This is a genomic window from Paenibacillus sp. 1781tsa1, assembly GCF_024159265.1.
Lineage (GTDB): Bacteria > Bacillota > Bacilli > Paenibacillales > Paenibacillaceae > Paenibacillus.
In genome coordinates, this window is sequence record NZ_JAMYWY010000001.1 from 1,076,356 (window position 1) to 1,098,810 (window position 22,455).

At 47.4% G+C, this 22,455-nt stretch carries 16 protein-coding genes; 11 read left to right on the forward strand and 5 right to left on the reverse strand.

What is annotated here, in order from left to right; genetic code table 11:
- Positions 1–16: 16 nt before the first annotated feature.
- Entirely contained in the window at positions 17–1,156 is a 1,140-nt protein-coding gene (locus tag NKT06_RS04795) for a toxic anion resistance protein (protein ID WP_017690481.1), read from the forward strand.
- Positions 1,157–1,433: 277 nt separating this feature from the next.
- A complete protein-coding gene (locus NKT06_RS04800; protein ID WP_253430647.1) occupies positions 1,434–2,201 on the forward strand; it encodes an SH3 domain-containing protein in 768 nt (255 codons plus the stop codon).
- Between the two features lie 249 nt (positions 2,202–2,450).
- Here the strand turns inward: NKT06_RS04800 and NKT06_RS04805 are convergent, their stop codons facing one another.
- A complete protein-coding gene (locus tag NKT06_RS04805) occupies positions 2,451–3,050 on the reverse strand; it encodes a TetR/AcrR family transcriptional regulator (RefSeq protein WP_253430649.1) in 600 nt (199 codons plus the stop codon).
- A gap of 192 nt (positions 3,051–3,242) precedes the next feature.
- Between NKT06_RS04805 and NKT06_RS04810 the strand changes: the two genes are divergently transcribed.
- A complete protein-coding gene (locus tag NKT06_RS04810) occupies positions 3,243–4,001 on the forward strand; it encodes an SDR family oxidoreductase (RefSeq protein ID WP_124117309.1) in 759 nt (252 codons plus the stop codon).
- Between the two features lie 167 nt (positions 4,002–4,168).
- Here NKT06_RS04810 and NKT06_RS04815 read toward each other — a convergent pair whose 3' ends face one another.
- Positions 4,169–5,203: a LacI family DNA-binding transcriptional regulator gene (locus NKT06_RS04815; RefSeq protein ID WP_253430652.1), complete on the reverse strand. Its 1,035-nt coding sequence runs from the start codon at positions 5,201–5,203 to the stop codon at positions 4,169–4,171.
- 445 nt (positions 5,204–5,648) lie between these two features.
- Here NKT06_RS04815 and NKT06_RS04820 point away from each other — a divergent pair, with 445 nt between their 5' ends.
- The 4 genes from NKT06_RS04820 to NKT06_RS04835 all read left to right on the forward strand — a co-directional run bounded on the left by NKT06_RS04820 (position 5,649) and on the right by NKT06_RS04835 (position 10,615).
- A complete protein-coding gene (locus NKT06_RS04820) occupies positions 5,649–6,935 on the forward strand; it encodes a sugar ABC transporter substrate-binding protein (RefSeq protein ID WP_091015892.1) in 1,287 nt (428 codons plus the stop codon).
- Positions 6,936–6,989: 54 nt separating this feature from the next.
- A complete protein-coding gene (locus NKT06_RS04825) occupies positions 6,990–8,345 on the forward strand; it encodes a sugar ABC transporter permease (RefSeq protein WP_253430654.1) in 1,356 nt (451 codons plus the stop codon).
- Positions 8,342–9,178 (forward strand): sugar ABC transporter permease, encoded by an 837-nt coding sequence (locus NKT06_RS04830; protein ID WP_091015889.1) that lies wholly within the window; start codon positions 8,342–8,344, stop codon positions 9,176–9,178. Before NKT06_RS04825 ends, NKT06_RS04830 begins: the two co-directional genes overlap by 4 nt.
- Before the next feature lie 150 nt (positions 9,179–9,328).
- Complete coding sequence (locus NKT06_RS04835) at positions 9,329–10,615, forward strand: MFS transporter (RefSeq protein WP_253430657.1); 1,287 nt, start codon at positions 9,329–9,331, stop codon at positions 10,613–10,615.
- A 97-nt stretch (positions 10,616–10,712) separates the two neighbouring features.
- Here NKT06_RS04835 and NKT06_RS04840 read toward each other — a convergent pair whose 3' ends face one another.
- Positions 10,713–12,869, reverse strand: coding sequence for an alpha-amylase family glycosyl hydrolase (locus NKT06_RS04840; protein ID WP_253430675.1), 2,157 nt, complete (start codon positions 12,867–12,869; stop codon positions 10,713–10,715).
- A 446-nt stretch (positions 12,870–13,315) separates the two neighbouring features.
- Here NKT06_RS04840 and NKT06_RS04845 point away from each other — a divergent pair, with 446 nt between their 5' ends.
- Genes NKT06_RS04845 through NKT06_RS04855 form a run of 3 tightly spaced genes read left to right on the forward strand, consistent with a single transcriptional unit; the run spans position 13,316 to position 17,483 of the window.
- Positions 13,316–14,695, forward strand: a complete 1,380-nt coding sequence (locus tag NKT06_RS04845; protein ID WP_253430691.1) for an alpha/beta hydrolase-fold protein — start codon at positions 13,316–13,318, stop codon at positions 14,693–14,695.
- A complete protein-coding gene (locus tag NKT06_RS04850) occupies positions 14,692–16,110 on the forward strand; it encodes a BtrH N-terminal domain-containing protein (protein ID WP_253430693.1) in 1,419 nt (472 codons plus the stop codon). Before NKT06_RS04845 ends, NKT06_RS04850 begins: the two co-directional genes overlap by 4 nt.
- Positions 16,104–17,483, forward strand: a complete 1,380-nt coding sequence (locus tag NKT06_RS04855) for an ANL family adenylate-forming protein (RefSeq protein WP_253430707.1) — start codon at positions 16,104–16,106, stop codon at positions 17,481–17,483. The genes NKT06_RS04850 and NKT06_RS04855 overlap by 7 nt, the downstream gene beginning before the upstream one ends.
- 365 nt (positions 17,484–17,848) lie before the next feature.
- On the opposite strand, the gene NKT06_RS04860 is transcribed toward NKT06_RS04855, so the two are convergent.
- Entirely contained in the window at positions 17,849–19,621 is a 1,773-nt protein-coding gene (locus NKT06_RS04860) for an alpha-glycosidase (RefSeq protein WP_253430709.1), read from the reverse strand.
- Between the two features lie 267 nt (positions 19,622–19,888).
- Positions 19,889–20,467, reverse strand: a complete 579-nt coding sequence (locus tag NKT06_RS04865; RefSeq protein ID WP_253430711.1) for a hypothetical protein — start codon at positions 20,465–20,467, stop codon at positions 19,889–19,891.
- Between the two features lie 898 nt (positions 20,468–21,365).
- Here NKT06_RS04865 and NKT06_RS04870 point away from each other — a divergent pair.
- Positions 21,366–22,388: an ATP-grasp domain-containing protein gene (locus NKT06_RS04870; RefSeq protein ID WP_253430713.1), complete on the forward strand. Its 1,023-nt coding sequence runs from the start codon at positions 21,366–21,368 to the stop codon at positions 22,386–22,388.
- Positions 22,389–22,455 lie beyond the last annotated feature (67 nt).

Genomic DNA, 22,455 nt, shown 5'->3' on the forward strand with positions numbered 1-22,455 from the left:
TAAAGGGGGAATATAGATGTCATTTTCAATGGAAATACCGAGCCAGAAGGAAATTCAGAAGGTGATTGAAGAAGAGGTGAAACCCGTGCCCGCCGAGGTCGCGGAGCTTCAACAAGTGGCCAATGCCAACGTAGAGATGATTATGACACTGGATCTCGAATCCCTGGAGAAACGCAAAGAGATTCTGCAATCCATTGATGGCTTTGGTATGAACACGATGAGATCCTCTTCTGAGAAAAACGCTTTGCTTCAAGTCTCCGTTGGACATCTGTCCAAGACGGGAGACGAGGGCGGTCAGGTTGCCAAAGGCTTGACTGAGCTGCATATGCAACTGAAGGATCTCGACCCGAGTGTGGTCGACTTTGCCAAGACCGGCTTCCTCGGGAAATTGTTCAATCCGCTTCGCGCCTATTTCCTGAAATACCAGAAGGCTGACGCAGTCATTGCTGACATCGTAACCTCTTTGGATAAAGGCAGGTCCACACTCCGGAACGATAATACAACGCTGGAGATTGAGCAACAGAACCTGAGAGAACTCACCAAACGATTACAAAAGGAAATTCAGCTTGGCGTACTCATGGATGAGTCCATCGATGCGCAGATTGAAGCCGCCAAGGTCCGCAATGAGGACCCTGAAAAAGTCCGGTTTATTACGGAAGAAGTGTTGTTCCCGCTCCGTCAGCGGGTCATGGACCTGCAACAGATGTTGGTTGTGAATCAGCAGGGCATCATGGCAATTGAAGTAGTCATCCGCAATAATAAGGAACTAATCCGAGGCGTGGACCGTGCGAAGAATGTAACGATCTCGGCATTGAAAATTGCCGTTACGGTAGCAAGTGCTTTGTATAATCAGAAGATTGTATTGCAGAAAATTGAATTGCTGAACCAGACAACCAATGATCTGATTGCCGGAACATCCAAGATGCTCAAGGATCAGGGGATTGCCATCCAGAAGCAGGCATATGAAGCCAGCATTTCCGTGGATACGATGAAACAGGCATTCACCGATGTGCTGTCTGCACTCGACTCCATCAGTCTCTATAAGCAGGAAGCTCTGCCAAGAATGCGCGAGACGATTAACCAGTTCCGTGAACTTGCGGATACCGGAGAGCAGCAAATTCAACGGTTGGAGAAAGGGCAGAAGCTGGGGCTGTAAATGAGCAGATTAAACTCAAGGACATAATCTGCCGGAAAAGACTCCCTCGGGAGTCTTTTTTAGATATAAGTTTTGCTTAATACATGGCATTGCTCCCTGGTAATGAAAATTCGAGGAACAGAATCATTCCGATCTACCTCTTGCTGATGGGCAGCTGCTTAGTGCTTTAATCCAACCGTTGATGGAATCTCCATATACAATTATAGCCAATTGAATTAAAATTAAAGAGTCTTGTAGTCGGGGAGTTGGACTAACTATATACAGGAAATAGAGGGATATGATGAAGGGTCAGAAGGTTTTTGCCATACTGCTGGGGGCGTCTATTGTATTGAGCGGTTGTGGCGGGATTGAGATTACCATTAAGGAAGAAGGGAAGAGCCAAGAATTACAGGAGACAACCAAACCAGTTGTACAGTCAGATGTAGTTCAAGGCGGAGAGCAGGTAGAGCTAGCGGTTGACTCGAAGAGTGAAGCTCAAACGGAAGTTAACAAGGTTCAAGAAGATACGGCTCAGGGAATAGCAGTAGAGAAGCCTAAGGAAGAAGCAAGCTACGCTGTGGCTGAGACGTCAGCAGAACAAAGTATTGATTATCTGAAGCCAACGTCTTCAGAAATAAATCTGCGCGTTGCACCTAGTATCAATGCAAGATCAGTAGGGATCCTATACCAAGACGATGAAGCTGTATATTTGCACCGCAAAAATTTTGACCCCTCGGACGGTCGCACCTGGTATCAGGTAAGTATTTCGGATGGAAGCATCGGATGGGTGAGCAGTAAAGTGGTGAAGCAATCGGATGGCCGTTATTACGAAGGAAATGCGTATTCCACATCTAAAGCGCAGTTCGTGACCGTATCGGTGGCCCATGCCAATATGCGAGATATACCTTCGATCAACGGATCTGCTGTTGCCGTTGTGGACAAAGGAGATCAATTGGAACACTGGGGCGGATCCGTTTATGATCCATCGGATGGTCGTACGTGGTACGAAGTATGGACAAGTAGTGGGAAGTACGGATGGATTAGTGGCAAAGTAATCACTTGGTAGACGGGAGACTAGGAGTTTTATATACCAACTTTACAAGAGATACATATTAGCATTTTGCTACATTTAAACAGTCTTAATGAACCAGAGCCTGAGGAGCACCAGTTTCTCTGCTGAATTGACTCAATAGGATATGAGAAATACGTAGATGGAAGACACATCCGCGAACTTACGGTTGAATGCAGGGTAACCTGCCGATTCAACCGTTCTTTTTATTTTAACAATATGGATCAACGACTAAGAAGGAGACTTCTATACAGAGGAACGCTTTAAAGTGTTGTCAGGCTTGTAATGAATGATCTTGAACAACTCCTCGGCCATGTAATCGGGGCTGTGCTTGAAATCCTGTCTGATCCACTCCATAATCATGCCAAATATCGCATGAGATTGGTAACTTGCCAACAGTTCCGGGTTAATGTGCTGTGGGAAGATGTGGTTCAGATCCTGTAAGGAAAGATCCCGAAGAACATCACAGATCATGCGCTGAAAGTTGGAGGAAGCTTCAGATTTCACAACCAGTGTGTAGAATTGTGCATGCTGATGCACATGTTCAAATATGGTGATTGCCGAAGATGGCATAAGATTAACCTCGAACTCTTCCATATCCTGATAAGGTTTGCGAAAAGAAGTCACCAGATCCTGAATCACATCATCGATGATTTCGTTGAACAGGTCTTCTTTGTACTGATAATGTCTGTAGAAAGTACCTCTATTCAGATCGGCGCGCTGGACAATATCCGTGATGTAAATTTCTTTAAAGGGATGTTTTTGCATCAGCTGGATGAGTGCATCCTTCAGTGCAGCTTTTGATTTCTTGATTCTTCGATCCATCGAATTCGGAGTTTCAGACATCTGTTTTCCTCCTCACTAGTTCACTTTATTAGTTAAAGTACATTCAGGCTTATTAGTGTTGTTTAACGTACAACTGGACAAGCTTTTACTGATTGAAGTGAAACGCTATGACTTATTATACTAAGGTTAAGAGTTAATGAACATTTGTTTGTTAACTTATTGTAGACGAATACACAAAGGAGGATACATGTAATGAAACTTCAAGATAAAGTGGCAGTTGTTACAGGTGCTGGTTCAGGTATGGGGAAAGCGATTGCCACGTTGTACGCCCAGGAGGGTGCGAAAGTAGTCGTATCGGATATTAACGAGGAATCCGCACAGGCGGTAGTTCATGATATTAAGGCACAGGGCGGGGAAGCGATTGTGGTTCTGGCCAATGTAGCCAAAGAAGAAGATGTGCAGAATCTGATCGATACGACGGTGAGCACATACGGTACAGTAGATATTCTGATTAACAACGCGGGCATTATGGATGGTATGGAGCCTGCAGCGGATATAACAGATGAGAAGTGGGAGAGATTGTTCGCTGTGAACACAACCAGTGTGATGCGGACAACACGTAAAGTATTGCCGATCTTCCTGGAAAAACAAAAAGGCGTCATCGTGAACATTGCTTCGGCAGGTGGATTGCACGGCGGACGTGCAGGAGCAGCCTATACGGCTTCCAAACATGCGGTCGTGGGCTTCACTAAAAATACAGGGTATATGTATGCTGAGCAAGGCATTCGTTGTAATGCTATCGCTCCAGGTGCCGTGGCAACCAACATCAGCGCATCCATGGCTGGTATTAGCCCATACGGTGCAGGGCGGCAACAGCTGGGCATGGCAATCAACCCACGCATTGGGACGAGTGAAGAGATCGCCAAGGTGGCCTTGTTCCTTGGGTCGGACGAGTCCAGCTTCGTGAACGGAACCGTTGTTACAGCTGATGCAGGCTGGAGCTCTTATTAATCCGTTCAAGCGCAGTCGAGCATGGAGTACCAAAATAGTGCGAACAGTCAGGAGGCCGCATAATCATATGCGGCTTCTTTTTTGTGCTACTCCGAAAACAGTGGACCACAGCGCCATATCCCGTATAGGACAAACGTTTGCATTACTACACGGATGCTCGAAATGAATCAATCTGAGGGTGGCTTTGGTTTGGAAAATAGTGAGGATTCACGCACGATCAGACGATGGGGAATAATGACCGGATTATGAGGCTGTGGTTCCCCACTTAGAATTTTCAACAAGACCTGAACGGCTGTATATCCCAGCTGATAGGTTCCAATGTCTATAGAGCTTAATGGTGGTGAAGCCAGCTCCGATAAAGCAATATTGTTAAAACTGACCACGCTGATATCCTCAGGCACCAGATAATGAAGCTCGGCAAGAGCTCTCAGTACCCCAAAGGCCACATTGTCATCAATGACCACGATTGCGGTGGGTCTGTTCGGCAAGGACATGAACAGCGACATCGCCCTGAATCCACTTTCCTGTAGAAATTCGCCTTCCACAATCCAGTCACTATCGGCATCCAGCCCGGCTTGGGCAAGCGCCTTTTGGTAGCCTAACATGCGATCATGCGATAACGTAATGTCCGGGGGGCCGCTGACAAATCCGATTCGCGCATGCCCTTGGGCGATCAGATGATGTGTCGCATCATAAGCAGTCTGCACATTATCGTTATCCACCATGGGGGCATTGGGATGAGCTTCACTGCGACCGATTAACACAAAAGGAAACTTTTCCGCTTCCAAAAATGAAATAATGGGATCGTCTCTTTTGGACCCAAGCAACAGAATGCCATCCACTCTGCGACCATGAACAAGACGGGAGATCGCGTGCAGTTCATTGTCTGATGAAGTTTCAGTGGTTAGCAGCAATTCATAATTCATACGGGTGGCATGTGTAATAATACCCCGCAGCAATTCCCCGAAAAAGTAATTCTGAAACAACTCTTCAGCAGGACGCGGAAGCATAATGCCAAGGGTATGTGTCGTTTTGGAAACCAGGCTCTTCGCCATGATGTTCGGATGGTAGTTTAATTCTTTCATGATTTGCTTCACTTTGAGAGACGTCTTGGTGCTGATTCTGGGATGGTTGGAAATCACCCGTGACACTGTAGAAGGGGAAACACCCGCCAATCTGGCAATATCCTTGATCGTAATCATGTAAAAAATCCCTTCTGAACAATCGTATAAATATTCTCCTATGGTAATCCAAAGGATACGATAAATCAATTGCTAACTGCCAAATATGAGATTCACAGGAAGTAAAATAAAGGAAGAAAGAGTCTGAACAAGGAAACAGGAAATTCCTGTAGGTAAAAGAGGTAAATTGGTTAAAATTGAGCAAATATGGCTTGTGCAAACGTTTGTGCAAAGAAAGTGCAGTGTTGTATGATGTGATTGTTATTGTAGCGCTTACATCTGTGGAATTACATACTTCTTGACTAGTTTCCCCCTGCATATTGAACGGAGGAGTCATCTTGTCTTCCATTTGAGCAAACGTTTGTACAAAAGTGAACATGGAATGCAAAACCTGACAACATACGCAGACAAAAGGGTGAAAAGCGCGAACATTGTTGGACCAAGCAGAGGGAAGGGGACATTTTAGATGAGAAAATGGCAAGGGGCAACATTGTCCGTCATGATGGCTTTTACACTGGCTGCGTGCGGGGCTGGAGGCGGAAGTCCATCTCCAACTACGGCAGGTGAGAATCCGGAGGAAGTGGTAGAGCTGACAGCCGAGAACCTTCAACCGGAAGAAGGGGCAACCCTAGTAATCTGGGAGGACAAAAATCAAAGCAGTTTTATTGAGCAAAGAGCCAAAAAATTCGAAGAGAAGTATGGGGTAACGGTCAAAATGGAGGAATTACCTCCAACCGATCAGGTAACCAAACTAACGACGGATGGCCCGGCGGGTCTCGCCGCGGATGTCGTTGTTTTCCCACATGATAAGATTGGTAGCGCTTCAGAGGCGGGACTTATTCTGCCCAATGACATATTCGAAGCAGAGACCGTAGAGAACACCAGCGACAATGCACTGAAGGCGGTGACGTTCAAGGATATCTTGTACGGCTATCCGTACAGCGTGGAGACCTATGCTCTCTTTTACAACAAAGCATTGTATCCAGAAGCTCCGAAAAACTTTGATGAGATTATCAGCTTCGCCAAGACGTTCAATAACGTGAAGTCCAATCAATATGCGCTGATGTGGGAATTGCAGCAATTTTACTATAACTATGCATTCCTGGCTTCCCAGGGCGGTTATATTTTTGGGGACAACGGGATGGATAGCGCGGACCTCGGTCTGAATAACGAAGGAGCCCTGAAGGGTGGACAGTTCTTGCAGAAGCTGAAGTCGGAAGTACTGCCGCTCAAGATGGGTGACGTGAACTATGATATCAAAAAAGGATTATTCTCCAGCGGCAAGCTGGCTATGGACATTAACGGTCCGTGGACCATTGCCGATTATCGCAATGCCGGTATTGATTTTGGCGTTGCTCCGCTTCCGGCAATTGATGGCAAACCGATGACCTCCTTCTCAGGTGTTAAAGCCTATTATGTAAATGCATTTACACAATACCCGAATGCGTCGAAGCTTTTGGCAGCGTTCCTTTCCAATGAAGAGGCTCAGATGGAGAACTTTGATCTAAACGGTACACTCCCTGCGAACAAAAACGTGGCTGCTGATTCGAAGGTGCAGGAGGACCCGATCAATAAGGCGTTCCTGGAACAGTTCAACAACTCTACTCCAATGCCTTCGCTTCCTGCCATGGACAGCGTATGGGGACCGATCACGTCTGCGATTACAGATATATGGGATACCGATAAGGACGTGAAGGCATCGCTGGACAATGCCGTGAAACAAATCCAGGAAAGCCTTGCTACCGTCCAATAGGGACGAACGACAAATGCAAAGATATGCATACAAGAGGCGGGGAGGAGAGAGCAAATGCAACAGCAGCATGTCCCGGTGCCCGTTGGACCGAACAGGGAAAGACAACACCGGATGACAGCGGCTATATGTTCCATCATACTGCAAGGTCTTGGACAGCTGTACAATCGACAGTGGATTAAGGGAATTTGTCTATTGTTACTGGAGGGAGCAGGGCTTGCGTACCTGCTTCCTCGTCTGTCACAGGCTGTATGGGGCATATGGACACTGGGGGAAAATACACAGCGTTTTGTCAAAGTGAATGGGTCCACCGTACTTCAAAGGGGAGACCATTCCATCTTTTTACTGTTGGATGGCATTATCGTACTACTGGTGTTTTTTGTGTTCATTCTGATCTACATCCTGAATATTCGGGATGCTTACGTTACGGGAGTCGCCAGGGAGGAAGGGAAGAAGACCCTGGGGGCAGCGGCTTCGCTTCGAAACATGATGGACAAAAACTTTCCCTACCTGTTTCTGTCCATTCCGGCACTGGGCATTCTTTTCTTCACCGTTATGCCCATTCTATTTACGATCACGATTGCATTTACCAACTACTCGGCCCCGGATCATATTCCGCCGGCCAAACTCGTGGACTGGGTGGGCTTCAAGACGTTCAGTGATCTGATTCAGTTGAAGTCCTGGAGCCAGACATTCTACGGCGTGCTGACCTGGACGGTCATCTGGGCCATTCTGGCGACAGTCACCACCTATTTTGGCGGTGTGCTTGTGGCACTATTGATAGAACAGCGGGGCATACGCTTCAAGAAGTTGTGGCGTACGATTTTTATCCTGCCTTATGCGATTCCGCAGATCATTTCTTTGCTGCTCATGCGTAATCTGTTTAATGGCCAGTTTGGACCAATCAATACCTACATGAGAGCGTTTGGGCTGGAGGGATTGCCCTGGCTGACAGATCCGTTCTGGGCCAAAGTCACCGTCATTGTTGTCAACATGTGGATTGGTATTCCCGTCAGTATGGTACTGATTCTGGGTGTATTGACAGCCATCCCTCGTGATCTCTACGAGGCTGCCGAAGTGGATGGAGCATCCGCATTTCAGAAATTCCGAATTATTACGATGCCGTTCATTCTTTTTGCGACAACTCCGGTACTTATCATGCAGTTCGCCGGAAACTTCAACAACTTCAATGTCATCTTCCTGCTGACGAACGGAAATCCGCTACGCGGAGATTATCAGTACGCAGGGGCGACGGACCTGTTGGTCACCTGGCTCTACAAGCTCACGCTCGACAATAACAAGTTCAATATGGCTTCAGCGGTAGGGATTATTATCTTCCTCATCATCGCTTCATTCTCCATCTGGAACTTCCGCCGCTCCAAATCATTCAAGGAGGAGGACATGATTCAATGAAGACACGTAATAATCCGCTGCGTCTGGCCCTGAGTTATGTGTTATTGGTGATTATCGCTATTGTCTCCATCTACCCGGTACTCTGGATCTTTCTCTCTTCCCTGAGACCTGGTGCGGCATTGTTCAGTGAACGATTGTGGCCCGAAGCATTCACGCTTACCCATTACGGGGAACTGTTCAATAACCCGTCCTTTATGTACGGCAGATGGTATATGAATACGCTGAAAATCGCCTTTTTCACGATGATCTTCTCCACGTTGATGGTGACACTCGGGATGTACGCACTGTCCCGCTTCCGCTTCCGTGGACGTAAAACCATTCTCTCCACCATGCTGATTCTTGGCATGTTCCCAAGCTTTATGAGCATGATTGCGATCTATATCATTTTGCTGCAAGTTAAATTGCTCGACACCCACGCTGCGCTTATCCTGGTCTATTCTTCAGGAGCGGTGCTGGGCGGCTTTATCGTCAAAGGTTTCTTTGATACCATCCCGCGCAGTTTGGATGAAGCTGCTCGCATGGATGGTGCGAGTCACCTGCGGGTATTTACCAGCATCATCCTGCCCTTATCCAAGCCAATGCTGACCTATGTGGCACTAACCAGTTTTACTGGTGCGTGGATGGACTTTATCTTCGCCCGGCTGGTATTGCGGACGAAGGAAAACTGGACGCTGGCGGTGGGCATGTGGGATCTGGTCAACCGTTATCAAGACAGTAACTTTACGATGTTTGCTGCGGGGGCGGTACTGATCGCCATTCCAATCACCCTGCTGTTTGTTTTCCTGCAGCGATTCCTTGTTCAAGGGCTGACGGCAGGCGCTTCCAAAGGTTAATTCTGTGCCATAACAACATAGTCAGCCGCGATATCTGCGGCACATCCCAACCAGGCACTTCCGTAATGTCATGTCTTTGTCGAGTGACAGAACTGCGGAAGTGCCTGGTTCCGTATGGGCTTGAATGATGATAAGGGAGGAACGTGATGTATGGGCATGAACCCGTCCAGTGAGCCCGAGATGATGGGATATAAAAGTGGACAAGCTGCATTGCAAAATGCTAAGACCCCGCGAACACTTTGGCGTAATGTTACCTTTCGCAGGATATTGTACGGCTATGGCATCTCGGTCTTTGGAGATTGCTTCAATGGGATTGCGATCAGTCTGTGGGTGTTACAGACCACAGGGAGTGCAAAGAGCATGGCGGCCGTACAGATCTGTAATATGGTCGTCAGTTTTTTATTTGGATCGGTGGCGGGTACGGTTGCAGATCGATTGGATCGCAGGAAGCTGATGCTGACCTCGGATGTTTTCCGCGGCGTAATGGCTGTGCTGATTGCGATTAGCTTATTCGGTTGGCATGCACCCTTCCCAGTGGTGCTCTTGTTACTCTCGCTGTCCATGTTTTCAAGCCTGTTTCAGGCCCCTGCATTCCACGCCTCTGTAGCAAGTATGGTTGGCAGAGAACATATTCAACAAGCCACCGGAACCATTCATATGGTGGATAATCTTGCCCGAATCAGCGGACTAGCCGCTGCGGGAGTGGCTGTGGCTGCATTTGGAGGATTCGTCGCCATATTAATTACGGGGGCAACCTTTCTGTTGTCCGCAGTCTGTGTGCTGATGGCGGGCCGCTTTCCTGAGGTACAGCGATCTGTTAGTCAGCAGACCACGTTTGTTCAGGAATGGCGCAGTTCGTTTGGCTACATCTATCGGAATCGTCTGATTCGATCCATCGTATTGCTCAATCCGGTGTTAATCTTGTTTTTCATATCGGCCATGATGCTGGTTCAAGTGATGGCAGTTAAGGTGTGGGAGGCGAATCCGGTACAGTTTGGATTAATTGAAACCTGTATTCCGCTTGGATATATGATTGGCTCTGCACTGCTGATTGCTTCGGGGAAACGATTGAAGAGAAGGGGGAGATGGGTATTTATCGGTCTGATTGTACTAGGCCCACTCTATATTTTTTTAGCGAATGTATCCTCGCCAATCATGGCGTTGCCTTTAATCGTGGGCGGAGGTGCGATGTTCGCCTGCTGTACGATGCTCACCCAGATTATGCTGAGGACAGCCGTTCCAGACGAGCTGCAAGGAAGGGTCTATGGTGTCGTTGGAACAATCACCAGTACAGCGCCTATTCTGGGATTGACTGTTGTCTCGGTATTGGCAGATCAGTGGGGGGCAGCTTCTGTGCTGCAAGGCGTGGGCATACTGCTGCTGGCGACAGGTGTTCTGGCCGCTACAACCTTGAAGGCGATCCGAACCTATCAATGACATTAAGCAATCCAAGCAGCCTGGCAAGGTACAGCAAAACCCGGAGCACACGCTGTGTTAGCGTAACTACTCCGGGTTAACTTGTGGACAGAATATTCTATTGCCAGTTTACATTTACAGTCACTGTACCGCTGGTTGGTGTGGTGAACGTGTGGTTGGAACCACCTTCCCACGTAATGGTTGCCCCATTTTTCTTGAAGAATTTGAACTCCAGTTGTTTTCCAGCGGGCACGCTCACATCATAGTACCAAGTTGGGTAGGCATGGATAACTTGATTGAATGCAGGTCCAATAGCTGTTGTGCCCGTACTCCAGTTGCCGAGTTCTGCCACATTACCTGTCAGATAGATGTTCTGACCCAGTGTGGTGGAAGCGTTGTTAATGACGAATCGTACAGTGACCTGATCACCCGTAAGGATGGTGAAGTTGTTATACGCATTGCTGTTGACGCCATTCGTAGCTACTTTTACAGCATAATTGCCTGCAGCAACAGCTGGGATCGTCACTTTGATCTGTGTATCTTCCCAGGATGTAATGGCTGCACCAGTAACAGCTGTTGTACCGAAGTATACGGTACCTTTGGTGGAGCCAAATCCACGTCCGCTAATGGTAACAACATTACCCGGTTTGCCCATCACCGGACCTACATGTCCAATCGTTGGTGTTGTTTCGCTTGTTGTATACTGCCAGACCGCGGTTGCTCCGGCTGCCAGGGTGAATGAAGAGATGGTACCATTGGTGGAAGTGATGTTATTACCGTTCAGTGCGCCAACAAGTACATCGGTGTAGTTGCCTGTTGGCAGTGAAGTGCTTAGATTGGCAATGCTCGCTGGTGTGGAGAGATTACGGTTCACCGCAACAACAGCTACACTTTTACCGAATTTGCGCTCATAGATATACACATCATTATTGATCCAGCGTTGCTGCGTGGAGCCGTAGGCAATGGCCGGATTGGATTTGCGAAGAGGGGCCAGCTTGCTGATCACGTTAAAGGCCGTTGTTGTTTTGGAGAAAGAAGGCATTTTGGCCCGATTATCGGGGTCCCCGTTACCTGTCAGATACTGTTCGGTACCATAATAGATGGCAGGTACGCCGCGTGAAGTCAGCGTGAAGGCCAGCGCCTGTTCCAGACGACGGTTATTCACAGCACTTGTTTTGAAGCGATCCATATCATGGTTGTCAATAAACGTAACTTGGTCATTCACCTGATTGTAATCTGCCGCTGTGCCTGTAATCATCGAATCGAGCGCATACATGTTGGATGTGTTATCCCGGAAGACGTTACGTACGGCAGAGTTAAAGCGGAAATCAAGCAGGCTCATCCCGGATTCGTTGGCAAATTCCGTGTTATCCGCATCAGATGCAGCAGATCCCAGGAACCATTCACCGAAGGTGAATACAGGTTTATGTGCATAGATGGAGGACATCCAGCTCTTTTGCCAGCCGAGAGGCATATGTTTCACTGCATCCACGCGAATACCGTCCACGCCCATATCGAGCCATAGCTTGATCGCATCTTTGAAATATTGGTCAATGGTACTGTTATTGTGATTCAAGTCAGCCAGGTCATAGAGGTTTTTATAGATACCATTCTCCAGGGAGGAAAAATCGGAGCCGCCGTTGTGATGGAAATATCCATTTGTATCATTTGTGTATCCGCCAACAAGATTACCATTATCGTACAACTTGCCATTCTCAGCAAAGGACGTATCGGTTTCCATGGCTGGAGACGTATGGTTCGGTGCAAAGTCAATTACGATCTTGATGCCTTTGGCATGAGCGGTTGTAATCAGATTTTGAAAGTCAGCCATCGTTCCAAAATACGGATTGGTCTTCTTGAAATCACGTGCCCAGTAGCCATGATACGCTGTGTTGATTACGCCGCCATAATTGATCGTGGCGAAGATATTCTCAACCGGCTGGGAAATCCACAATGCCGTAACGCCCAGATCACTGAAATAGTTATCGTTGATTTTGTTGATGAGGCCCTGCCAGTCGCCTCCGCAATACAACTTAAGGTTACTACAAGTGGCATCGTAGGCAGCTCCGGTGGGATTGTTGGAAGGATTGCCGTCCAGGAAGCGGTCGGTAAAGATCTGATAGATGACGTCTGTACTAAAGTTCTGCTTGTTGGTAACTGCGGTATCCGCATCGGCATAGATCGCGGAAGCAGGCAGATAGGGGAGTGCGCCTCCTGCAAGTAAACTGAGTGTCAGAGTTGTGCTGAGGAGTACGCGTTTGGCCATTTGAAACATAGTAATCCACCCTTCTCGTGAATGTAGTAGTTTAAATAAACAACCAACCTGGCTCTTGAATAATAGCGCTTTCAATACAACGGAATGATACGCAGTGGATTGAAGACTTCCCTCCTTTTGACACGCCAACAACCCCGGCATCTCCTTCGGGAGTTACCGGGGTTGTCCTAAACCGCTCTGGTTTAAAAGCATGGCCCTCGAGTTATGATCACAACGTTATCGTAAGAAATATTGGATCTTATGTCAATAACTTTTTTGAGAGCATTTATTTTCTATTTTTATGTTTACAAAAGCACGTTCGCGCATTAAACTATTCGCAGATTCACAATATAAGGGCTATGTATCCCGGGACACTTATGTGTGTTCTGGGACAACCCCGTCTCTTCTGAGGCGGGGTTATTTGTATTATGCAGTCGAATCGGGAGAAGAGAGGCGGTTGATGATCGTTGAGTACCCATTCTGTCATCGAATGTTTGGAAGGCATTCAGGCGTCACGGCTGGGCAATATCCGCAACATTTTTGTGTATCTCCCGCCCGGTTACCATGAGCAGACAGCTCGGCATTATCCAGTTCTGTACGTTCATGCAGGGCAGCGGGCTTTTGGTCCATCCGGGCCAGGCAATGAAACATGGAATATGGATCAGGCAGCAGACGGTCTTATTTCTTCCGGGCAGATTGAATCACTGATAATTGTCGGCATTACGCATGTCCGTCCAGTCACACACAACGAATTCTATCACTTCATCGCACCAGAGAGAGAGGCCGTGAGTGTGGGTTGCTCAGGCATCGCCTATGAGCATTTTATTATTCATGAACTCAAGCCGATCATCGATCATCGGTACCGGACGTTGCCGGACAAGTCCAATACAGGGCTATTGGGTTCATCTGCCGCGGCACTTTGTACGTTGCACATGGGGATGCGAAATCCGGATGTTTTCGGAAAACTGATCATGATGTCGCCATTCTATGTGGATGTGCAGCTGGACGAAACATCGGAAAGCGGGCTGTTGGAAGAAAACATGTATCGCTTGCCAGAAGAGGTACCCGACGTTCGGATGTGGATGGATATTGGAGACACGGAAGGTCTGTTTCTGCCTTCCCAGGTCAGAAGGGTAGCTCATCAATTACTTGAACGCGGAGTCAGATCGGATGAGGAATTGGCATTTCTGGAACAGCCGGGTGCCTGTCATCAGGAAGGTGACTGGGGAGCACGCGTTCATCTCCCGTTACTATACATGTTCGGCCACGTTGGTAAACCCACCTCGCTCAAACTGCTTGGCAGGGATGACATCGGACTACAGGGTGGAATGACCGTGTGTATCAATGCACAAATGCACTACGAGAGCGGATGGGTTCAGAGTCTGTTGGGTGGGACTTATACGTCAAGTGACCCGGATGTAATCCAGGTTCGTTCGAGTGGAGAACTGGTGCCTGTCGGTATTGGAAGTGCATCCATCACGCTGACTATGGGGGGACTGTCTGCTACACGCATCTACACTGTCGTTCCTGAATTGTCCACTCATGTGGAGGTCTGTATTCATGCAGAGGTAGCCTCGGAGGAAGGGCAGGAGGAAACGATATATGGTGGGATGGGCATGAAGCTTGTCCGTTCCGGTATAGGTCGATATGAAGGTTGTTACCGAGTTCCGCGTGATAGTGGATTTTCCTTCCGGTTTACTCGCGGTTTCCGTCGTTTCGAGACCGATGTGGATGGCAAACCTGTTGCCAATCGGGTATTTCGAGCGACAGATGATATGTCTGTGCATTATCTAATCCAATCCTGGGGCAGTACGTCGGCCAAAACGGGAACAGGAGGCCCAAAATGATTATTCCTTCATTCGCTCCAGTGCTGGACATTCCCTATTATTATCCCTGCAATTTTCCTCTGATTCATGAAGTGCTCCATCAGCAAGGATCCACCACAAGTCTTGCACTGCTGGCGGCAAGTCGGTTGTACAGCCTTCCATCGTGCGGGGATAACGGACTGGTGAAGCCTTATTTTCACAAACTGGATTATGTAGAGCCGATCTGGGAGATGTATGGTCAGCGGGAGCTGGACAGCTTCGAGGAAGGCAAGGCGCAGATCAGGCAGCATATCGGCGAAGGTGGGCTTTTTTTGGCTACAGGAACCAGTTATCATCTGCCTTATTGTTTGGATTATCATAATCCCGAATACATTCGCAAACACGTGAAGCAAGGCTCCCGAATGCATCTGGTAGATCATTGGATTGCCGTGTATGGTCTGGAAGATGAGCATGTGCACGTCTATGATCCCGTGCCCTCCAAGTACAAGGGGAAGGTTACTCAAAAGGCCTTTCATGATTTCTGGAAAGGGAACCAATGCATACCCGAGCTTGCTCAGGCGAAGCGCAAAGAAGAACTCCGAACGTTTGGCACCATGGACATTCGGGCAACTGTGCAGCTGGACTCTGCCGGGTACCGAGACATGTTGACCCAGGCGTTAACAACGCAGATTGAAGAATTTCTGACGGGCCGGACGATTACACAAGGAGAGCGGAATTATTATTTTGGACATGCGGTGTCTCTGCAGCTCCTGGATACGTTACATGGGACGAAAGAAGGGGATCAAGCCAATGAAATGTTAATTTCGGGTCTGTTGTTCGATATGCGATGGAGCCGGTATTTTCTTCGAGATCTTCTTCAGGAGTCTGCTTTATGGCTAGGTTCTCCACTTGATCAATATGCAAGAAAATTCAGCGACATCATTGTACGGTGGGAGAAGGCCTACAACATGCTGCAGGTCAGCCGGATGAAGAACCGCGAGCACTGGAAAGTACAGCTGACAGGTGTCATTAAAATGTTGGTCACGGATGAATGGCACTGGTATGAGTCGCTTCGACAGTCCATGCCTCAGGCAAATTGCTTCCCGCGTCAGACCGTGCCAATGATTGAACAAAAACACAGGGAGGTTTTGCTTCGTATCGTGCTGGATAGTTGCCGGGAGTTAAATGCATACCATAATACATCGATTCCGCTTGGTGAAGGCGGTAACGCTCCACTATACGGACGAAATGGGCAACTGGATTCGCTGGAACTCGTGTCATTGCTTGCTGTGGTGGAGCAGGGAATCGAAGATCGTTGGGGTACGGGAATAGGAGCTGCTCTGGCGGAGATAGCCGCTGCTTCCATGCCGGAAAGTCCCTATCAGACGGTAGGATCACTTGTTGATTATCTCGCACAACAATATTCGCCTGCCAGTGAGGAGGAAGCAAAATGTTGAACCAATTCTTGCTTGAACGATTCGCGGAACAGGGACAGCATCCTGCACTGATCTGGAAGGATCAGGAGTACAGCTATCAGTGGCTGCTGGAACAGGTTGGCATCATGGGTGAGTGGATTATAGCAGAAGGGCTGACTGAGCAACTTGTAACACTGGAGGAAGACTATTCCCCATATGCAGCGGCAGCATTGGTTGCTTTGCTTGGACAAGGGTGTATCGTGCTCCCCATGGATCGATACCTGGTTGAAGCCAAACGACAGGAATACATCGAACTGGCACAGGTGAAATGGCGGTTGGGTGTTGAAGAAGGCAAGTTGTGCATTCGGCAAACGTGTGAATCTTCTGGAGAGGTTCCTGTGTTGTTATCCTCGCTGGCACAGGAGGGTGTAGGAGGCCTGGTACTCTTTTCATCCGGATCAACCGGAGTGAGTAAAGCGACTGTGCATCGTGCAGATCGGCTGTTACATCGTTTTCGGCGGCAGGTTCGGACCTTGCGAACGATTCCATTCATGATGTTTGATCATATCGGCGGTGTGAATACAATGCTGCAATCCCTGTCCAGTGGGGGATGTCTGTGTATCATTGCGGATCGATCTCCCGAAGAAGTGTGCCGGACGATTGAGAAGTTTCGTGTGCAGGCGCTGCCCGTCTCCCCAACATTCATGAATCTGTTGCTGCTCGGCAGAAACGATGAAGGGTATGACTTGTCCAGTCTCGAGGTTGTATCATACGGATCGGAAGTGATGCCTGAGTCCGTACTGGCAGCCTGGAACCGGAGATTTCCACAGATCAGGACGATACAGGCCTATGGCATGTCTGAACTTGGTATTCTGCCAACCCGCTCCAAAGAACCAGGTTCTCTGCTATTCTCCATTCAAGATGAAGAGGTTAAGTACCGGGTGGTGGAAGGAGAATTGCAGATTCATACAGCAACAGCGATGATCGGATATCTGAATGCACCATCACCCTTTACGGAGGATGGATGGCTGCGAACCGGAGATGAAGCTGTATTGGAGCAGGGGTACATTCGCATTTTGGGCCGCCGTTCGGAGATTATTAACATAGGGGGACGGAAGGTATATCCTGCCGAGGTCGAGGGTGTTCTGGAAGAGATGGAATGTATTGAAGCGGCGGTAGTTTCGGGAGAATCGAGTGGTATCACGGGTCAGAGAGTGAAAGTGACTATCCGGCTGGCTACAGAATGTACTCTAACCGATCTGCGGCGGTCCATCTGGGAATATTGTCGGGACAAGCTGCCTTCATACAAGATTCCGCAAAAAATCGTAATTACACAGGGAGAACTCGTAAGTTCGAGAATGAAGAAAATACGTAAACCGATGACTTCGACAACCTTCGCCTCGGCTGGGAAATAGGTCGCTGCCACCAATGAGTTTTATCTCAATTGAATCGCTACCGCTAACGAACCTCAAACGTCGTATTAAGGGGATAATCAAGAAAAGTAAAACCTAACGAATCTCAGTAACGTTATTGTATCGAAAACACGGCATCTGCTCTCGAAAATCGACTTATTGGACAAAATAAGCTCTCTCTGATTCGTTAGGCATTTAGCCCGCGTATAATGAAGCGAATAAAGTGTGCTGGGTTCGTTAGGATATGACGTATAAGATGCACAAGACATACAAGACGTATAAGATACAGAAGAGGCTGTCCCTGGTCGACAATATGACCTAGGAGACAGCCTCTTTGGAGTTATATTCCCTTGTTAGCTGTATTCGTATCAGGCCTCCGCAGGTTGTTTGACCTCCATTTGCAGTAAGGAGAAGCCGTAAGCTTCCAGATCGAGGGTCAGTTTATTTTGCCGGGATTCCACTTCGTTTGATGTGTACAGATTTCGCCAAACATTACGATCTGCCAGGGGGAGTTCAAGAGTACATGGCTCATCTCCCGCATTCAGCACAAGAAGTATGCGCTCACCCGTATGCGAATCCAATCGCTCGATGGCAAGACAAGGATCCCCGGCTTTTGCATATACAATCTTCAGTTCCGTGCTGCGCAGCGCCGGGTGCTGTTTGCGAAGGGCAATCGTATGGGTGAAGAATTCCAGAAGTTCACGGTTCTGCTTGGTTTCATCCCATTCCATACACTTGCGGCAACCTGGATCATATCCACCATCTAGCCCGACTTCGTCTCCATAATAGATACATGGCACACCTGGATACGTAAGCAGCAACGTAACGGCAAGTTTCATCTTGCGCTCGTCTCCATCACACAAGGTCAGCAGTCTGGGTGTATCATGACTACCGAGCAGATTGAAGGCAGTTTCAGTAACCGTTTGTGAATAGGCTGCAAGCAGTTTGCCGATCTCATTGGCAAATCCGAGTCCATCGAGTTTTCCGTTCACGGTGTAGTCCAATACCGAATTGGTAAACGGATAATTCATCACAGCATCGAATTGGTCTCCCTGAAGCCACATGAGCGAATCATGCCAGATCTCACCGAGCAAATAAGCATCAGGTTTGATAGCTTTTACCGTCTGACGGAATTCGCGCCAGAACTGATGATCCACTTCGTTGGCTACATCGAGCCTCCATCCGTCAATGTCCATCTCCTCGATCCAGAAGCGTCCTACCTCCAGCAGATATGCCTTCACGTCAGGGTGCTCCGTGTTCAGCTTTGGCATAAGCGGTTCAAAGGCAAAGGTATCATAAGTCGGAATGCCATCCTCCACACGTGGCGGCCAGTCTTTGATATAGAACCAGTCTGCGTAGGGGGAAGCAGCTCCATTCTTCATGACATCGACAAAAGGAGGGAACTCTCTGCCGGAATGATTGAATACCGCATCCAAAACGACACGTATGCCGCGCTGATGACAGGCCTCCACGAACGCCTTGAACTGTTCATTGGTTCCAAAGTGAGGATCAACCTTCATGTAATCGCCTGTATTGTATTTGTGATTCGTGGTGGCCTCGAACAGCGGACAGAAATAGATGGCATTGATGCCCAGCTGGCTGATATGATCCAGATGATCAAGCACACCTTGCAGGTCCCCGCCGAAGAAGTTCACAGGTGTGGGTTCCCCTCCCCAGGGTTCAGCATTGGTGGGACTGATAGATGGATCGCCATTGGCATAACGTTCAGGGAAAATCTGATAAAACACAGCGTCCTTAACCCAGGCAGGCGGTTCAAAAATGTCGACCGGATTCATAAATGGAAAATCAAAAAACTCCAGTGGATGATCAGGCAGGGCCTGCTCGAATCCGCGCTCCGTCATCCAGACCGATTCCTCTCCCTGAATCAATTGGAAGCCATACCGTAATCTGCGATAGGGAGGTGAAGTCTCGGCTTCCCAGTAGTCGAACATTTCATCCCGGGCAAAGATGCGCATGGGGGTGTGCGTAATCGTTCGATCCCAGGCATATTTATCCCCGGTGATAGCAATCACCGCATCCAGATCACCACGTTTGGAACGAAGCCGCAAATGCATGGTTGAGCGGTCATAAGCATAGGACCAATTGAGTTTGGGGCGATGGTAAATGGCTTCAAGAATCATGTAAATCACTCCTAGTTAGATGATGAGATTTCAGATCAATGCGGCCATAAACGCAAAAAAGGCACAACCTCAATTGTTCACGAGGTTGTACCTTTCGGCAGCATAGCCTTTTGATTATAGTGCTATTATACGAACTAACTCAGCAAAAGAAAACACTTTTCTTCCTTAAATTTCAAAAAAATTATTCGAAACGTAGGATCTTTTCACTTCATATCCCAGGTAAGGGGGGGGGGATGAGTATCTCCGCATACCTGAAGTTGCTGTTTTTTAAAAATCAAATCCAAGTTTATTGGCATAAGCAGACAGTTCTTTGTGAAACTTCTCGATATTTTTCTTGCCGGCATCAATTTTCGCATTGGCTTGTTTCAGGACAGCACTGTTTACCGTTGTTTTGGAGACCGCTTTTTTAGCGAGCTGGAATCCTTCCAGCTGTGTATAGCTACCTTTGATCAGGTTGGCATGGATTTTTTGCAATTCCGCATTTTGCGGTTTAATCAGCTTCAGCTTGGATACATATTTGGTGTAGTTAGGAACTGCTGTGTTGGTCAGTTTCAGATAAACGGACTTGCGATTGGATGATGTAATGTAAAATCCACCTCCCAAAGCATTGAAGGCTTTCTCCTCATATACCGACGCGGTATCCAACTGATCCAGGTAGTTCAGGAAATCTTCTTCTTCGACTGTAGGAATCGGTTCTTGTTCGGACGTATCAACTTCTTCATAGTATTCGTCTTCCGAATATGTAGTGGTTGAGTTATCCGCAGCTGCATAGGACCCTGCAGGTGCGAACACCCCGCCTAGCAAAACAAAACTCATAATGATTGATAATACCCATGATTTCTTCACGTGTTAATATCCCCTGTCTATAGATGTGATTTTATTCCAATGGATAATCTAACATAGTGCGACAAGAAATTACAGGAATTGTTTTACAGTAAAACCTTTGGTTGAATACATATGAATGAATAATGTTTCACCAGCAAAAAGGACATGCACTAGATGAAGCTAAAAGTAAGAAGAGAATTTTGTATGTTAAGTAAGAAGGAAAAAAAATACATATATGGTTGATGTGGAATTGGATTGTATCGTTGATTTCGGAGGTGATATGGTTTGAAGTAGAATGAAAATTTTTTCCAAATAAATGCTTGTATAATGATTTCATCTCTATTACAATTCAGTTGATAATGAGATTCAATATCATTTGTAGAAAAAAGGGAGACGGGTTACATCACATTGTGGCTGTTCACAACAAGTCCATCTACGCAGAAGGGAAACCGGAAGATCCCGTTACACAGGACATGGTCCAGAAGGTTTTCCAGATGGAGTTCCGGTCGGTCCACTGTCCGACCTGTCTCAATTTAAACCATTAAGTATTTCACTACGTGTTCCATGATTACTTCAATTGATTCGACGAATGATTCAAGCTATATCCCTATTTCTAACCCTCCTCGTCAACGCTTCTACGTTCAATGCAGATAACAGGAACAGGCAAACTCTTGGTTTTATCTGATCCAGAGATTGCCGCATTTTATTGTACCTGTTATTCGATGTAACAAAACCACGCCTACATAAACTCATGTTAAATTCAATCTTATTTTTCCTTAAAAGTTTATTATTGACAACAAAGAACGAATTGCCATAAAATAGATTTTGTATGATATTGATAATCATTATCAATATAAATCACAATAAATATTGATGAACGTATGAGCGAGTACCTTCATTCGATCGAGGAGGATTTTCAGTGTTTCCGAAAGGGATTCATAATCTGCAAAACCGACTCATTATAAGCAAAGCCAGGGAAATGGGGATCACCTGTGAGCCACTTCTCGAGGGATGCGAAGATTTTCTGAAGCTGTCTGTAGGGGACAAGCAGATCATCATTAACAAAACCAGATCCCATCGTCTGCCATTAATCGCCGGACTGCTCGCGAAGAACAAGCAGGCATGTAATATGCTGCTGCATGAACAGGGCATGCCTGTACCTTCCTTTATCGTAATCTCGGAGATGGGGAGTGATGCAGCAGATTTTCTGAATAGATACGGCTCCATTGTGGTGAAGCCGCTGGATGCGAGCAGCAGCGTGGGAGTAACGCTGGATGTGCGTACCGAAGAGGAACTGGAGGCAGCCATTCATCTTGCGAGTGTCCACGGTAGCAGTATTATGTTGCAGCAATATATAACCGGAATTGATTACAGAGTGTTAATCATTAACGGTGAAGTGGCGGCTGTAAATGAGTATCGACCTGTCTATGTCGAGGGAGACGGAACTTCAACCGTTCGAGCATTAATTGAGCAGTTGAATCAGGAACGAATGAAGATGACGTCCATTGGCGAGTATGAAGCGTTTCCCCAGGTGGATGCAGAAACGGAACGACTGCTGGAGGTATTGTATGTACAAGGGACAGCTCTGGATGAAGTTCCTGCTGCTGGTGAAGAAATCGAGCTATATGATCTCCGTAACTCAGCCGCCGGAAAAATCAGTGAATTCTACAAGGATTGTACCGAAAACATTCATCCCGTGAATGCGCGAATGATCATTCAGGCGGCCAAAACTCTCCAGATTGATGTAGCAGGGGTCGATGTTCGTTGTCGTGATATCCGCACGCCGATCTCCAGAGAAGAGGGGGGCATTCTGGAAGTGAACGCCTTGCCAGATCTGACACACCACGTCTTTCCCCATGGGGGGACAACTCGTGATGTGGTTCGGTTATATTTGGAGTACTTGTGTCAGGAACAAAGTGAACATAAGTCGTATAACTTATAACAACGTATAGATGACAATATATAAAGGATATCAGATGACGGTACCATCATCTGAACTTCGGACCTTA